Below are 14,447 nucleotides of genomic sequence, written 5' to 3'. Positions count from 1 at the left end.
CCGATCATACAAGATGGGGCGGACCGGCAGGATTGAAAGGGGCTCGACGGGGTAAGGTGGCGTTTTCCTCGAAGTCAGGCAGCGCCGATGGCCCCCACCACCCCGTTTACCGCCTTCCGCATCGAAAATGACGATGCCGGTTACCGCGCCGGCCTCGCCCAGCTCACTGTCGACGACCTCAACCCCGGCCAGGTGCTGATCCGCGCGCAGTGGTCTTCGGTCAACTACAAGGACGCGCTGGCGGGCACCGGCAAGGGTAGGATCCTGCGCCGCTTCCCGCTGGTCGGCGGGATCGATGTGGCCGGCACCGTGGTGGCATCCACCGACCCGGCCTGGCGTGAAGGCGATGCGGTACTGGCCACCGGCTGCGGCCTCAGCGAAACCCGCGACGGCGGCTACAGCCAGTATGTGCGGCTGGAATCGAGCGCGGTGATCGCGCTGCCGGCCGGGCTGAGTGCCCGCGAGGCAATGGTGCTGGGCACCGCCGGCTTCACGGCGGCGTTTGCCCTGCTGCGCCTGCAGGACAACCGGCAGACCCCGGAGCTCGGCCCGCTGGCGGTCACCGGTGCCAGCGGCGGTGTGGGCGCGCTGGCGCTGTCCATCTTCAGCCGCGCCGGCTACACGGTGCACGCGGTCAGCGGCAAGCCAGAGCAGTCGGACTTCCTGCGGGGCATCGGCGCCGCCGAAGTGCTGCCACGTGAGGCGTTGGCCGATATCGGCCCACTGCAGTCCGCCCGCTTCGGCGGGGGCCTCGACAATGCCGGAGGCGACATGCTGGCCAGCCTGCTGGCGCAGACCGTGCCCTATGGCAGCGTGGTGAGCGCCGGCCTCGCGGCAAGCCCGAAACTGGACATGACGGTGATGCCGTTCATCCTGCGCGGCGTGTCACTGCTGGGCGTGTCCTCGGCCAATGCACCGCGCGGGCTGCGCGAAGCGGTGTGGGCGCGACTGGGCAACGAGTGGAAGCCGCAGCACCTGGACCGCATCTGTACCGCCGAAGTCGGCCTGGACGGCCTGCCGGCGGTGTTCGAGCGGATGCTGGCCGGCGGTTCGCTGGGCCGCACCGTAGTGCGGATCGACTGAACGTTGCAGGCAGGCGACGGACGGCAGATGGGCCCCTCCCACCGGTAATGAGCCCGCACTACACTGCGGGCATTACATGGGGAACAACATGGCACGCATTCTGATCGTCGACGACTCACCGTCGCAGCTGTTGGGGATACAGCGCATCGTCGAGAAGCTCGGGCACCAGATCCTGACCGCCACCGATGGCGCGGCCGGCGTGGAAACCGCCAAGGCCGAGCTGCCTGACCTGGTCCTGATGGACGTGGTGATGCCCAACCTCAATGGCTTCCAGGCCACCCGCACGCTTGCGCGCGACGAGGCGACCCGGCACATCCCGGTGATCCTGGTGACCACCAAGGACCAGGACACCGACCGCATGTGGGGCATGCGCCAGGGTGCCAAGGCCTACATCACCAAGCCGTTCTCGGAAGACGAACTGTCCGAGGTGCTGGAGCGGGTGTTCGCCGGGCAGGGCTGAGGCTTCCTGGCGGTGCCAACCGTGCTTGGCCCACCGCTCTGGCAGGTGCCAACCTTGGTTGGCACGCTTTTGTAGTGCCGGCCGCTGGCCGGCAACCACGCATCACCATCCAGGCCAATGAAATTGCCGGCCAGCGGCCGGCACTACCGGAAGGCGTGGGGGCCAGGAACCGCCCCCGCCCTATCACTCAGATCGTCTCGCCGAAGGCCTTTGCCAGGTTCCGGTACGCCTTCTTCTGCGCCTCGTCGGTCGCGGCCGGGGCCACGATCTCGATTTCAACAATCTGGTCGCCATCCGGGCTGCCTGGCAGCCCGCGGCCGCGCAGGCGCAGCTTGCGGCCGGCATCGGAATCGGCCGGAATCTTCAATTCCACCGCTCCACCCAGGGTCGGCACGCTGATGCTGGTGCCCAGCGCGGCCTGCCACGGCGTGACCGGCAGCGTGTAGAGGATGTTGCGGCCATCGACCTCGAACTGCGGGTGGGCAGCGTATTCCACTTCCAGCAGCAGGTTACCGCCGTGGTTGCCCTGCCCCGCCAGGCGGATCACCTGGCCCGGGCGGATACCCTTGGGCACGCGTACATCCAGCTGCTTGCCGTTGACGGTGATGCGCAGGCTGTCGCCGTTGTAGGCCGCTTCCAGCGGCACCGACAGCTTGGCGCGGGTGTCGCGGTTCGGCGCGTGGCCCTGGCTGCTGAAGCCCGGGCCCGGACCTGCACCGCCACGCTGGCGCGCGAACAGGCTCTCGAAGAAGTCGCTGAAGCCGCCATTGGGGCCACCGCCGCCGAACACTTCCTCGAAGTTGAAGCCACCGGCACCGCCGTAGTTCGGCGGTACGTTGAATTCCTCGCCCGGGCGATAGCCCTGTGCGCGCAGCTGGTCGTAGGCCGCGCGCTTCTCCGGGTCACGCAGCGCCTCGTAGGCCTCGTTGACCGCCTTGAACTTGTCCTCGGCCCCGGCCTCCTTGCTGACGTCCGGGTGGTACTTGCGTGCCAGCCGGCGGTAGGCGGTCTTGATTTCCGCCTCGCCCGCGCTCGGTTCCACCCCCAGGGTGGCGTAGTAATCCTTGAATTCCATCCAGCTACCTCGATCTGCTTCGGCCGCGCCGGTGGCGCCGCCCCGGGTTCATTCTACGCGCCGGCGATGCTACGCCGCCCCTCGTGCGGCCCCGGTGAGGCCGACTGATCCTGCGCAATGCGGCTGCCATCCCCATGCCCCACGCTGTGGCTGGAAGCCCCTGCCACAAAGCCTGAAGATGGGGCCTGCACACCGGGTTTCCAATGTCTTGACGCGTCTGTCCCATCCGGCCCACTAGCCTGCCCCTGCAAGGAGTTCCCCATGACCATCCATGTCGGCGACCGCATTCCGGAAGTGACCCTCAAGCGTATCCGCGAGGGCATCGAAACACTCGATACGCATTCGCTGTTCGATGCGCGCAAGGTGGTGTTGTTCGCCGTGCCCGGCGCGTTCACCCCGACCTGCTCGGCACGCCATCTGCCCGGCTTCGTCGAGAAATTCGATGCATTCCGCAAGCGCGGCATCGACGTCTACTGCATGGCGGTCAACGATCCGTTCGTGATGAAGGCCTGGGCCGCCGACCAGAGCGTGCCAGACGGCCTGCTGATGCTGTCCGACGGCAACGCCGAACTGACCCGCGCGCTCGGCCTGGAACTCGATGCCAGCGCCTCGGGCATGGGCATCCGTTCGCGCCGCTTTGCCCTGTACGTGGTCGACGGCGTGGTCCGCGCAGCGTGGATCGAGCAGCCCGGCCAGTTCGAGGTGTCATCAGCCGATTACGTGCTGGAGCACCTGCCCACCTGATCTTCCACCGCAAGAGGAAACGGCCAGCCATGTCCACCAAGCCAGCCAAAGCTCCCAAGCCTGCCGCCAAGGTACCCGGCATCAGCGATCGCAAGACCCTGCGCGAGCGCGCCCGGCGCAACATCGAAGATGGGGCGATCACCGACAGCTATAGCGCCGATCGCAAGGCGGTGATCAAGCTGCTCAACGATGCACTGGCCACCGAGTACGTGTGCGTGCTGCGCTACTACCGGCACTACTTCATGGCCAAGGGCATGCTGGCCGACGCGATCAAAGCCGAGTTCCTGGAACATGCACAGCAGGAACAGGCGCATGCCGGCAAGTTGGCCGAGCGCATCGTCCAGCTTGGCGGAGAGCCGGACTTCAACCCCGATACGCTGACCGCGCGCTCGCATGCCGAGTACAAGGAAGGCAGTGACCTGCGCGACATGGTCCGCGAAAACCTGGTGGCCGAGCGCATCGCCATCGACAGCTACCGCGAGATGATCAACTTCATCGGCGACCGCGACACCACCACCAAGCGCATCCTTGAAGAGATCCTGGCGCAGGAAGAGGAGCACGCCGACGAGTTTGCCGACCTGCTGGATGGGTGGATCGGGGAATGATCCGGTAGATGCCCACCTTGGTGGGCGCTTCGCCGCGTGCCAACCAAGGTTGGCACCTACCAGAGCACGAAGGTGTCATTGGCGCTGGACCGAGCGCCAACCGAGGTCGGCACCTACCGCAGGACGTTGAACCGCACCTGCGTCCACGCGCCATCCGCCGCCAGCGCGGTCAGCGTATGTGTGCCCGGCTCGGCGAACTCGCGCTGCATCAACTGTGAGCCGTGGGTCTGCGCGATCCAGCGGCCATCCAGCAGCCAGTCCACCGTCTGCTCGCTGCCCAGCGCGCGCAGTTGCAGGCGCACGCCGTGTTCGGCATTGGGGGCACGAGCCAGGGTGGCACCGTTGTTGAGACCGTCGATGTGCAGCGCCACGCTGGCATCGCGCCCGTCATCACGGCAATCCGGTGACAGCGCTGGCAACTGCGAGGCCTCGCGCGTGGCCTTGGGCAACCACGGCGACAGCAGCGCCGGCCAGCGCGCGATCTCCCGTGGCACTTCCTCATGTGGCACGCGGCAGTCCGCCGACACACGCAGGCCGGTGTGCGCGTCAGCGAGGTAACGCTGCCGGCCCGGCTGCCAACGTCGTGCTTCGCGCTCGGGGAAGGTTGGCGGTGCGGCACCATCCAGCAGGTAGGCCGGCATCCGCCGCTGGCACAACGCTGGAGGCAGGCCTTCGGCGCGTTCGCCGGTCGGCCAGCAGATCTCTTCCTCACTGACGCTGGACGGCATCGGTGCGGCCGCCGAGTCGCCACGCTGGCGCGGCAGGCTGTCGACCACTTCGAACATCAACGGCAACGCGGTGACCGCGCCGTACTGGCCGGGTAACGGTGTGCCGTCCGGCCGTCCCACCCACACGCCCACGGTGTAGTGGCGCGTGCTACCGATCGCCCACGCATCGCGATAGCCATAGCTGGTGCCGGTCTTCCAGGCTACGCGCGGGCGACCGCCAACATCGAAGGTGCCAGCGCTGTAGCCTGGGCGCGGGTTCGATTCCAGCATTTCGCGCACGATCCAGCTTGCGCCCGGCGAGGCCAGGCGCCGCTCGATCATCGGTTCGTCATCGGTGTAGCGCACACGTCCAGCAATGCCGTTGCGGTTGAGCGCGGCGAACGCGCCGACCAGATCTTCCAGCCGCGCACCGGTACCGCCCAGAATCAAAGACAGGTTGGGCGTGCTGCCCGGCGGGAAGCGCAGCTGGATGCCGGAGTGTGAAAGCCGCGCAGCAAAGCGCGCAGCCCCGACCCGCTGCAGCAGGTCCACCGAGGGCACGTTGAGCGACAGGCGCAATGCGCTGGACGCGCCGATCGGCCCATTGAAGGCCATGTCGAAATTGCCAGGTCGGTAGCTGCCGAAACTCTGTGGCGCATCAACCAGCAGGCTTTCCGAATGGATCAGGCCGTCATCCAGTGCCATCGCATACAGGAACGGCTTCAGCGTGGAGCCCGGCGAGCGCCAGGCCTGCACCATGTCCACGTGGCCGAGGCGCTGACGGTCTCCGAAGGACAACGTGCCGACATAGGCACGCGCCTGCAGGGTCTGGTTGTCGACCACCAGCAACGCGGCAGAGGTGCGCTCGGGCAGCGTCGAGAAATAGCTGGCCACGCGTTCTTCCAGCGTGCGCTGCAGGCCGATGTCGATGCTGCTCTGGATGCGTGCCTGTCCTGGATGCGCCGAATGCAGGCGCTGCGCAAGCAATGCGGCGTGCAGCGGCGGCCGCAGCGAGCGCGCCACCACGTTCTCGATACGCGCGTCTTCCACCTCTTCCGGCGTCCACGCCCCCAGTTCGGCCATGCGTGACAGCACCTTGTCCCGCGCTTTCTGCGCCGCTTCCGGATGACGGTCCGGACGCAGCCGGCTCGGCGCCTGTGGCAGCACTGCCAGCAGCGCGGCCTCGGCATGCGACAGCTGCGCCGCCGGCTTGCCCAGGTAGGCCCAGCTGGCCGCTTCCACCCCCTCGATGGTGCCGCCATATGGCGCCCGTTCCAGATACAGGGCCAGGATCTGCTGCTTGCTCAGGTGCGCCTCAAGCTGCACTGCGCGCAGCATCTGCTTGAGCTTGCCCCAGGGCGTACGCGTATGCGGGTCGAGGATGCGTGCGACCTGCATGGTCAGGGTCGAGCCACCGGACACGATGCGGCCACCGCGCAGCAGCTGGCCGCTGGCACGCAGGATCGCCAGCGGATTGATGCCCGGATGGCGCCAGAACCAGCGGTCTTCGTAGGTCAGCAGCGCCTGCAGGTACAACGGCGAGACGCTGTCGATCGATGCCGGATAGCGCCACACGCCCTCGGCGTCGGCGAACGCACGCAACGGTGTGCCGTCTGCAGCCACCACCAGGGTGCTGGTATCGCGCTGCTTCGGCAGCGGCGGCGGAAAAGCGAAATCCAGCACCAGCAGCAGCGCCAGCGTGGCGGCCGTGCCCCAGCGTAACCACGGCCACAGCGGCCGCAGCCGGCGGCGCAGGGCCGCCAGCCGGGTCTTCATTGCGTCTTTCATTGCAGGTTGCCAGCGGGACGGGCCGCGCCGTCGCGGCCCGTCCGCGTGGTCACGGCTGTACCACCGTGATCGTGGTCGGGTTGCTGCGGCCAACGCCGCGCAGCTGTGGCCGGTACATGTCCTCCACCAGCGGCGGCGGCACCGAGTAAGTACCCGGGGTCACCGCGCGCACCAGATAGAACACGTTGGCCTTGCTGCCACGCGAGAGCTTCAGCGCGGCCACATAGCGGTCGTCGCGGAACTCTTCGTGCTTGGTGTCAGCGGCTTCGCCGCGGTCGCTGATGGTGATGCCATCAACCACCACATCGGCCCACTGCTTGGCATCGCCCAGATTGAAGTTCTCGATCTCCAGGCCGGCCGGCAACAGGTCGGTCAGCAATGCATCGGGCATCGTGGTGTCGGCGGTAACGGTGACGCGCACGATCAGGGCTTCGCCCTCCTTCAGCGGACGCGGCGACCACGGCTTGCCATCGGTGCCGAAGTAGCTGCGCTCGATACCCAGCACGCGGTTGTCCGGTGCGGGCGCACTGCGCGGAATGCCGGCCACGTCGATGCTGGCGAACATCGGCGGCTGCCCCTGCGGGGTGAAGCGCACGCCACTGGCCAGTTCGCTAGCACTGAAGTTGCGGCCGAACAGCTTGCGCTCGCCGATGGTCTCGGTGTTGCCACCGATCACCAGTTCACCGGCCACCAGTGCCTTCTGGTTGGCGGCCAGGGCCTTGCCAAGACGGGCGATGGCCACCTGCTCCTGCGTACTCAGCCACATCCAGCCCGCATTACGGCGCGCATCCAGGCCACGGCCCAGATCAACCGCACGTGCATCCCAGGCCGGCTTGGCCAGCTTGTTTTCGTGGGTCAGCGCGATCATCAGCGCGTCATCACGGATCGCACTGCCGTAGTCGCCGAAGTACGACGGGCGTTCGCTGCTGGACTTGGCGAAGGCCGCGGCCAGTGCCGCCTGGCCACGCTTGGCATCGCCCTGCAGCGACAGCGCCACGCCCAGGTGGACCAGCGACAGGCCACCCACCGCCTTGCTGCGCTCGTTGTCGTACAGCGTGCGCAGCGTACCCAGCGGCGCACGGTTGACCCGGGCCAGCACGTAACCCGAGTACGCCTGATTGGCGAACTTCAGCTTCTCGCGATCCTCCTGGCCGTAGAACTGGTTGCCACCGGACAGCAGGTCCTCGCTGAGCCGGTTCAGTGCCTTCTGCAGCACGTTGTCGGGCACCGCGAAGCCGGCGTCCTTGGCGTCGAGCAGGAACTCGGTGATGTACGGGGTCAGCCACGGGTTCACATAGCCGTCGTCACCCCACATCGAGAAGTTGCCGTTGGCCACCTGCATCGACGCCAGGCGGCCGAACGCGCCTTCCATGCGCTCGCGGCGGGTCTTGGCATCCAGGCCGTCGGCACCGAGCATCGACGATGTCGCCTGGTCCAGGATCAGCGCCGCATAGCCCTTGCTGGTGGTCTGCTCGGCACAGCCGTACGGGTAGTTCAACGCGCCCTGCAGCGCACTGGCGAACGGGATCGGCGGCAGCGGGCTGACCAGCAGGCGGGCATTGACCGACTCGGACATCAAGCCATCGGTCAGGCTGTTGTCGAGGCTGACCGCCGCCAACGGATCCAGCGTGCGCACCTGCGAACGCAGCACCTGCGGCCACGCCGCACGCACCGGCAGCTCGTAGCGGCGGTCGGCCTTGAAGCCGTTGCCATCCACCCGCACCCGCACCTTGGCCACGCTGTGGCCTTCGCGTGCAGACAGCGGGAAGCTCAGCGTGGTCTTGGCATCTGCATTCAACTGCACGCTGCGGCTGCCCTCGCCCAGGTTCAGCGGGCCTTCGCTTTCCACCTTCACGTTGAACTGGCCCGGCTTGCCGGTGAAATTCTGCACGTCCAGGGTCACCGTACTGCGGTCGCCCGGGGCCAGCACGCGCGGCATGCTGGCTTCGGCCAGGATCGGCGCGCGCACCACGGTTTCCACGTCACGCTTGCCGTACTGGTCATCGCTGTAGACCAGCGCAGACACCCGCAGTGTGCCGTTGAAGTCTGGCACCTTCAGGCGTATGCGGGCGATGCCCTTTGCATCAAGCTGCACCGGGCCGGAGAACAGGTCCACGGTCTGCACGCGCGCGGTCGGGCGCTTGGCCTGCGGCAATGCCTGCAGCGCCATGTCGCCACCGAACTTCAGCTTGCCGGCACCGCCGTCGAAGCTCTCGATCACCCGGCTGTAGATGTCGTAGGCATCAATGCCAAGGCGACGCTGGGCGAAGAAGTGCGCACCGGCATCGGGCACCGGGAAGCGGGTGATGTTGAGGATGCCCACGTCCACCGCCGAGACGGTGACGTGCGCCATCTTGCCGGCCAGCTGCGGCGCGCTGACCGTCACCGGCAGGTCCTGCTCCGGCCGCATCTGCTTGGGCGCGGCCAGGCCGACGGCTACGGTGCGCCCCTTGCGATCCATCGGCACATGCACCACGCCCACGGCACGGGCCGGAGTGATCTTGCTCGGCGCGCTGCCGCCGCGGAACACCAGTGCGGTGATGTAGACGTCGTGGCGCTCCCAATCGGCGGTGACCGGAATCTTGAAGGTCGAACCCGGCTTGGCCTCGATGTCCTGCACGTACAGCATGCGGTCGGTCTCGACCATCAGGATGCCCTTGCCGGCATGCGGCGGGGTCACCGTCACTTCCAGGGTGTCACCAGCCTTGTAGCCGGTCTTGTCCAGGCCCAGCTTGACCTTGTCCGGGCGTGCATCCAGGCCACGGTTGTCATCGCCCCAGCTCCAGCCAGCACGGAACGGGTAGCGACTCGTCAGGCCGGTGGACGGATCGAACACGTCCACCCGGTATTCGCCCCACTCCACCGGGAAATCGAAGGCGACCGCGCTGCTGCCGGCATCGACGGTGCGGGTTTCCTTGTTCTCGAAGCGGCGGGTGAAATCGTAGTCCCAGCGGTTGTCGTTGAAGGTCCAGTGGTAGTCGCGCAGTTCGCGCACCAGGGTGATCTTCAGGCCCTTGGCCGGCTGCGGTGTGCCGGCAGCATCCACGCGCATCAGCTCGAAGCGTGCGTTGCCGTTGGAGTCAGCACCATCCTCGGGGTTGAACAGCGGGCGCACGCCGACCAGCGCGTTGGCCGGCCACATCACCCGCTTCAGGGTGCGGGTGACGGTACGGCCACCGGTTTCATACAGGCTGCCGGACAGCACCACGGCGATCGGCGCCTTGGCCTTGGCCGCCTCTTCCGGCAACGCCACATCCTCACGCAGCTGGCCGTTGCCCGGCAGCGTGGTGTCGATCACGTCCTTGGCTTCGCGCGGCAACTGCAGGGTCGGGTCACCGAAGAAGTAGCCCGGCAGGCCCTCGACCGGCTGCTGCTCGACGGCCACCGCCATGCGCGCGGTGAAACGGTTGCCGTCCGCCGGCGCACCGTACAGGTAGGCACCATTGGCCTGCAGGCGCAGGTCCTCGCCCGGCTTCAGCGTCTTCTGCGCGCTGTCCAGGTCCAGCTTCATGCGCTCGGGCAGGAACTCCTCGATACGCAGGGTCATGCCCTGGATCGCCTCCTTGCTGGCCGGATCGGTGCGGAACTCGACCTGCCAGCGCCCGGTCGGCGCCTCGGGGGGAATGACCTGCTCGAAGTTGATGTAGCCCTGCTCGCCCGGCTGCAGGCGGGTCTCGCGGAAGGTCTTGCCGTCGGGCTGCTTCAAGCGCAGGAACACCGGCTGTGCCTTGACCGGCTTGCCGTCGTTGTCACGCAGCAGGGCGGACAGGCGCACGGTCTCGCCCGGGCGATACAGGTCACGGCCGGACCAGGCGTAAACGTCGAACCAGGCATTGTCACGACCGGCCACGGCAAATTCGCTCAGGTCCAGCGCAGGCTGGTTGAACGGCAGGAAGCTGGTGTCCTTGCCCGTGCTGGCGACCAGCACGTGGGTGGCATCCAGGGTGTAGTTCAGCAGCGCATTGCCGTTGCCGTCGGTGCTGCCCTTCAGCACCACCTCGCCCTTGGCGTCGAGCACACGCAGGTCGATGCTCTTCAGCGGCGCACCGTCCTTGAGGCCGGCGGTGTGCACGAACAGCTTGTCCTTGTAGGCGCGCGTATGCAGGCCGATGTCGCTGACCGAGAAGAACGCGGTATCGAACTCGCCTTCATAGTCGCCGGTGCGCTTGAGCAGGGCGAAGTACAGGCCCGGCTCCTGCAGTTCCTTGATGTCCTGGGTCGGCAGGTAGGTCAGTACCCGCTCGTTTTTCTTGCCGCCAAGGATGAAGCGATTGACGTAGACCGGCTCGGCCAGCTTGTTGATCGGACTGCGCTCGTAGTCGCTGCTCAGCTCCCAGCTGCCACGGCGGCCGCCACGCTGGTACTGGCTGAAGAAGGTCGGCAGGTCCTTCTCGCGCACGCGCAGAAATTCGACGTCGACCTCCGGCACGTTCACCGAGACCACCGGCAGGCCGCGGCTGTCCTTGGCCGGCAGCACGCTGCCCTGCGAGGCGAAGCCAACCACCGGCTTCAGCTCGCCGCTGAACACCTTCTGCTTCAGTTCCTTGCCCAGCCGGCTGCCATCGGCGGCCAGCAGGTCGGGCGAGACCACCAGGCTGAACTCCTTGCCGGCCTCGACGAACGGATAGCGCAGGGTCAGGCCGTCATCGGACAGCGTCCAGCTGCTGTCGTCGGTGCCGACCTTCTCCTCGAAGCGCACCAGCTTGTCGAAATCCTGGGTGCCAACCAGCGGGCGCGAGAACTCCAGCGCCAACGACAAACCTTCGTTCTTCTGGTCCGGGTAAGCGCGCAGCAGGGTGAATTCCTTCACCTGCTCGGCCTTGGTGGTGATGGCCTCACCGCTGCTCTTGGGCAGCTGCCCGCTGTCGTTGCGGCAGCCGGCCAGGCCCAGCACCAGGCCTCCTGCCAGTACCACCGCCGCCCAACCCCACCGCTTCCGCCGTGCCGGACCGCTCATGTCGTCACTCCTTGATCGAGGCAGACATTATAGGCGCGCCGCGTCAAGGTGTTGACGCCCCGGCGGTCGGAAAGCGGGGCCAAGGGTAGCGCCGGGCCATGCCCGGCGGGATCGGCGTCGCCAGACGGGTACCCGGGTGGCGCCCCGGGCGCGGCGCTGCCCACACATCAACAGCCCACCAACCCGCGCGGCGCCCCCCTGCACACGAAGCCAAAACCGTCCACCAGTGTCGGAGATAACCCCCAACCCACCCACTGCCGACCCACCTTCAATCATCGCTGTAGCATCGAGCGTCCGCCCAACTTATAAAGGCAACCCGACGTGACAAGAGAGCGCTTGCTCCACGATCCGACGACCGGAAAGATCTGGGGCACCCGTTGTGAAGGTGCGATTGTGGAAGTGACGTCCGGCAACGCTGCCAAGCCGAAAGTGCAGCCGAAGGAGTTCCTAGGGCCAGACGAAGCCGTTGCATGGGCAGTCAAGCAGGAATGGTCGCGGCTGAAGAAGGGCTTCGTACTGGTGAATCCTGCCGCTGAAGCAGGGCAACCGAGCATGCAGAGGTACATCGGCGGCGGCTATACAGGGGCCCTGATGATTGCCGGCTGCGCTGGCAGAGTAGTGACCAACCGGCATCAGGATGAGGATGCGTCTGGTGCAGCAACCGACATGCTGGTGCTCGTTGGTGACGATGCCAGGACACTCCATGAGTGGCGCCCCGGCAAAACCGATCTTGCATGGTCAGCACTCCCTGCGAATGACGGCACCGGCTTCCTGATCCGATTCGACTCCGGCATCTACCTTTGGCCATCTGATGGCAGTCCTGCCCAGCGGATCAGTGATGCAACGGTAATGTCATCGCCGTTCCTGACAACGTCCAACGGGCACGTCGCGTGGCATGATAGCGATCATGTAACGGTCATGAGACTCGCCAATAGGCAGCGCGTACTGCAGTTGACACGTACCCCCGCGATGGTGGGCGGGCATTCGAGGCAGATGATGGGCGCGCTCTCCCCGAATGCCGCAATGCTTGCCTGCTGCGCCACTCCCGGTGAGATCGAGTACATCGATATCGCTCAGGCGGAAACTGTCCGCCGACATCGAAGTGATTTTGAAATGATCACCAAGATGGAGTGGAGCCCCGATGGGCGCTGGCTGCTGGCGTTGGAACAATATGGAAAATGGCGCTTGCTGTGCCTGGATACGGCAACAGGGGCGTGTCCTTCCGGCTGGCCGAATTTCGCTGACATGACACGAGCCGACTTTGCGCTGGACGCCGACGGTAAGCGACTGGCCATCCTGCGCCGTGGACAGATCATCCTCCATGACTTCGCGGACATGAGGGAAATTCGAAGCTTTGCGATAGATCATGTGGTACGTACCGCGCATATCGCATGGACGGGAGACAACGCCATCTCGGTACGGACCGACTATGGATGCCTTTCCACATACGTGATCTGATCCGGCGCACACAATGGTAGATGCCAGCCTTGGTTGGCGCTCCTGACGCCAACCAAGGCTGGCATCTACCAGAGCCCCTACCCCGGCAGATACAGGTCCACGTAGTCCGTCACCGGCATCGCGGCCAGCGCCACCGGGTCCAGCGAGGCCGCCAGGATGCGCTGCTGCTGGCCGGTCGGGAACCGGTGCGCGAGGTGCCGGCGGAACTTGTCCATCAGCAGCGGAATGCCCTCCTGCCGGCGCCGCGCGTGGCCGAGCGGGTACTCCACCAGTACCTCCGGCAGTCCGTTGCCATCGGTGAAGCGCACGGTCAGCCCGTTGGCGATACTGCGCTTGTCCGGGTCCAGATAGTCCGCGCTGAGCTGCGGGTCTTCCCAGCAGGCCATCTTCGCCCGCAGCGCGTCGATGCGCGGGTCGGCGGCCATGTCGTCCTCGTAGTCCTCGGCCACCAGCCGCCCGTGCAGCAGCGCGATGGCCACCATGTACTGCACGCAGTGATCGCGGTCGGCCGGATTATGCAGCGGCCCCTGCTTGTCGATGATGCGGATGCAGGCTTCCTGGGTGCGGATGTCGATGTGCGCGATGTCCTCGACCCGCCGCCCCGCAGCACGCAGCTGCTGGTGCAGCGTGATCGCCGCCTCCACGGCCGTCTGGCCGTGGAACTCGGCCGGGTAGCTGATCTTGAACAGCACGTTCTCCATCACATAGCTGCCCAGCGGTCGCCCCAGCGTCAGTGCCTGGCCGTGCATGGATACCGCCTCGAAACCCCAGACCGGTGCACTGAGCACGCTCGGATAGCCCATTTCGCCCGTTGCCGCGATCAGCGCCAGGCGCACGCCACGACTGGTGGCGTCGCCGGCGGCCCAGCTCTTGCGCGAACCGGTGTTGGGCGCGTGCCGGTAGGTGCGCAGCGCCTGGCCATCGACCCAGGCCAGCGACACTGCATTGAGCATGCGTTCGCGATCAAGCCCGAGCAACTGCGCGACCACGGCGGTGGTCGCCACCTTGACCAGCACAACATGGTCCAGCCCGACCCGGTTGAAGGAATTCTTCAGCGCCAGCACGCCCTGGATCTCATGCGCCTTGATCATCGCCAGCAGCACGTCGTGCACGGTCGGCGGTGGTCGACGCAGGGCCTGCGCGTTGCGTCCCAGCCAATCGCAGACGGCGAGGATGCCGCCCAGGTTGTCCGACGGGTGGCCCCATTCGGCAGCCAGCCAGGTGTCGTTGAAATCGAGCCAGCGCACCATCGCGCCAAGGTTGAAGGCGGCCTGCACCGGATCCAGCACGTAGTGCGTACCCGGCACGCGCGCGCCATTGACCACGCTGATGCCCGGCACCACGGGACCGAGCAGCTTGCTGCAGGCCGGGAAGGACAGCGCTTCCAGGCCGCAGCCCAGCGTATCAAGCAGGCAGTGATGCGCGGTCTGGAACGCCAGTGGTGAGTCGATGCGCGCGTCGCGCACGTAGTCGACGATGTCCACCAGCAGCGCATCCCACGCTGCACGCTCGTTGGATGGGGTGTGGTTGCCGGACATCGTCGATCTCCTCTTCAGAAAAGCAGGTCAGG

At 66.6% G+C, this 14,447-nt stretch carries 9 protein-coding genes; 5 read left to right on the top strand and 4 right to left on the bottom strand.

Going from position 1 to position 14,447, the window contains the following annotated elements; all coding sequences use genetic code 11:
* Positions 1-87: 87 nt before the first annotated feature.
* Positions 88-1,083 (top strand): YhdH/YhfP family quinone oxidoreductase, encoded by a 996-nt coding sequence (locus DI041_RS07295; RefSeq protein WP_136639071.1) that lies wholly within the window; start codon positions 88-90, stop codon positions 1,081-1,083.
* An 88-nt stretch (positions 1,084-1,171) separates the two neighbouring features.
* On the top strand, positions 1,172-1,543 hold the full coding sequence (gene pilH, locus DI041_RS07290; protein ID WP_005410644.1) for a twitching motility response regulator PilH: 372 nt from the start codon (positions 1,172-1,174) through the stop codon (positions 1,541-1,543).
* A gap of 187 nt (positions 1,544-1,730) precedes the next feature.
* Here the strand turns inward: pilH and DI041_RS07285 are convergent, their stop codons facing one another.
* Positions 1,731-2,618 carry a DnaJ C-terminal domain-containing protein gene (locus DI041_RS07285; RefSeq protein WP_046985089.1) on the bottom strand — a complete coding sequence of 296 codons (888 nt, stop codon included), beginning with the start codon at positions 2,616-2,618 and terminating at the stop codon, positions 1,731-1,733.
* A 261-nt stretch (positions 2,619-2,879) separates the two neighbouring features.
* On the opposite strand from DI041_RS07285, the gene DI041_RS07280 reads away from it, so the two are divergent.
* Together DI041_RS07280 and DI041_RS07275 are read left to right on the top strand one after the other, a co-directional pair.
* On the top strand, positions 2,880-3,362 hold the full coding sequence (locus tag DI041_RS07280; protein WP_046985088.1) for a peroxiredoxin: 483 nt from the start codon (positions 2,880-2,882) through the stop codon (positions 3,360-3,362).
* Between the two features lie 29 nt (positions 3,363-3,391).
* Complete coding sequence (locus DI041_RS07275; protein WP_046985087.1) at positions 3,392-3,967, top strand: ferritin-like domain-containing protein; 576 nt, start codon at positions 3,392-3,394, stop codon at positions 3,965-3,967.
* 113 nt (positions 3,968-4,080) lie between these two features.
* Here the strand turns inward: DI041_RS07275 and pbpC are convergent, their stop codons facing one another.
* Together pbpC and DI041_RS07265 are read right to left on the bottom strand one after the other, a co-directional pair.
* Positions 4,081-6,462 carry a penicillin-binding protein 1C gene (gene pbpC, locus DI041_RS07270; RefSeq protein WP_136639072.1) on the bottom strand — a complete coding sequence of 794 codons (2,382 nt, stop codon included), beginning with the start codon at positions 6,460-6,462 and terminating at the stop codon, positions 4,081-4,083.
* A gap of 49 nt (positions 6,463-6,511) precedes the next feature.
* Positions 6,512-11,419, bottom strand: a complete 4,908-nt coding sequence (locus tag DI041_RS07265) for an alpha-2-macroglobulin family protein (RefSeq protein ID WP_136639073.1) — start codon at positions 11,417-11,419, stop codon at positions 6,512-6,514.
* A gap of 336 nt (positions 11,420-11,755) precedes the next feature.
* Here DI041_RS07265 and DI041_RS07260 point away from each other — a divergent pair, with 336 nt between their 5' ends.
* A complete protein-coding gene (locus tag DI041_RS07260) occupies positions 11,756-12,877 on the top strand; it encodes a WD40 repeat domain-containing protein (RefSeq protein WP_136639074.1) in 1,122 nt (373 codons plus the stop codon).
* A gap of 77 nt (positions 12,878-12,954) precedes the next feature.
* Here the strand turns inward: DI041_RS07260 and DI041_RS07255 are convergent, their stop codons facing one another.
* Entirely contained in the window at positions 12,955-14,415 is a 1,461-nt protein-coding gene (locus tag DI041_RS07255) for a bifunctional 2-methylcitrate dehydratase/aconitate hydratase (protein WP_136639075.1), read from the bottom strand.
* Positions 14,416-14,447 lie beyond the last annotated feature (32 nt).

It is taken from the genome of Stenotrophomonas maltophilia (assembly GCF_004920835.1).
Classification (GTDB): domain Bacteria; phylum Pseudomonadota; class Gammaproteobacteria; order Xanthomonadales; family Xanthomonadaceae; genus Stenotrophomonas; species Stenotrophomonas maltophilia_AQ.
The sequence above is the reverse complement of the archived record's forward strand: the minus strand, read 5'-3'. Positions and strand labels throughout refer to the sequence as shown.

Coding starts and splice junctions, on each gene's coding strand:
- DI041_RS07295 (WP_136639071.1), top strand. CDS start 88: ATGGCCCCCACCACCCCGTTTACCGCCTTCCGCATCGAAAATGACGAT.
- pilH (WP_005410644.1), top strand. CDS start 1,172: ATGGCACGCATTCTGATCGTCGACGACTCACCGTCGCAGCTGTTGGGG.
- DI041_RS07285 (WP_046985089.1), bottom strand. CDS start 2,618: ATGGAATTCAAGGATTACTACGCCACCCTGGGGGTGGAACCGAGCGCG.
- DI041_RS07280 (WP_046985088.1), top strand. CDS start 2,880: ATGACCATCCATGTCGGCGACCGCATTCCGGAAGTGACCCTCAAGCGT.
- DI041_RS07275 (WP_046985087.1), top strand. CDS start 3,392: ATGTCCACCAAGCCAGCCAAAGCTCCCAAGCCTGCCGCCAAGGTACCC.
- pbpC (WP_136639072.1), bottom strand. CDS start 6,462: ATGAAAGACGCAATGAAGACCCGGCTGGCGGCCCTGCGCCGCCGGCTG.
- DI041_RS07265 (WP_136639073.1), bottom strand. CDS start 11,419: ATGAGCGGTCCGGCACGGCGGAAGCGGTGGGGTTGGGCGGCGGTGGTA.
- DI041_RS07255 (WP_136639075.1), bottom strand. CDS start 14,415: ATGTCCGGCAACCACACCCCATCCAACGAGCGTGCAGCGTGGGATGCG.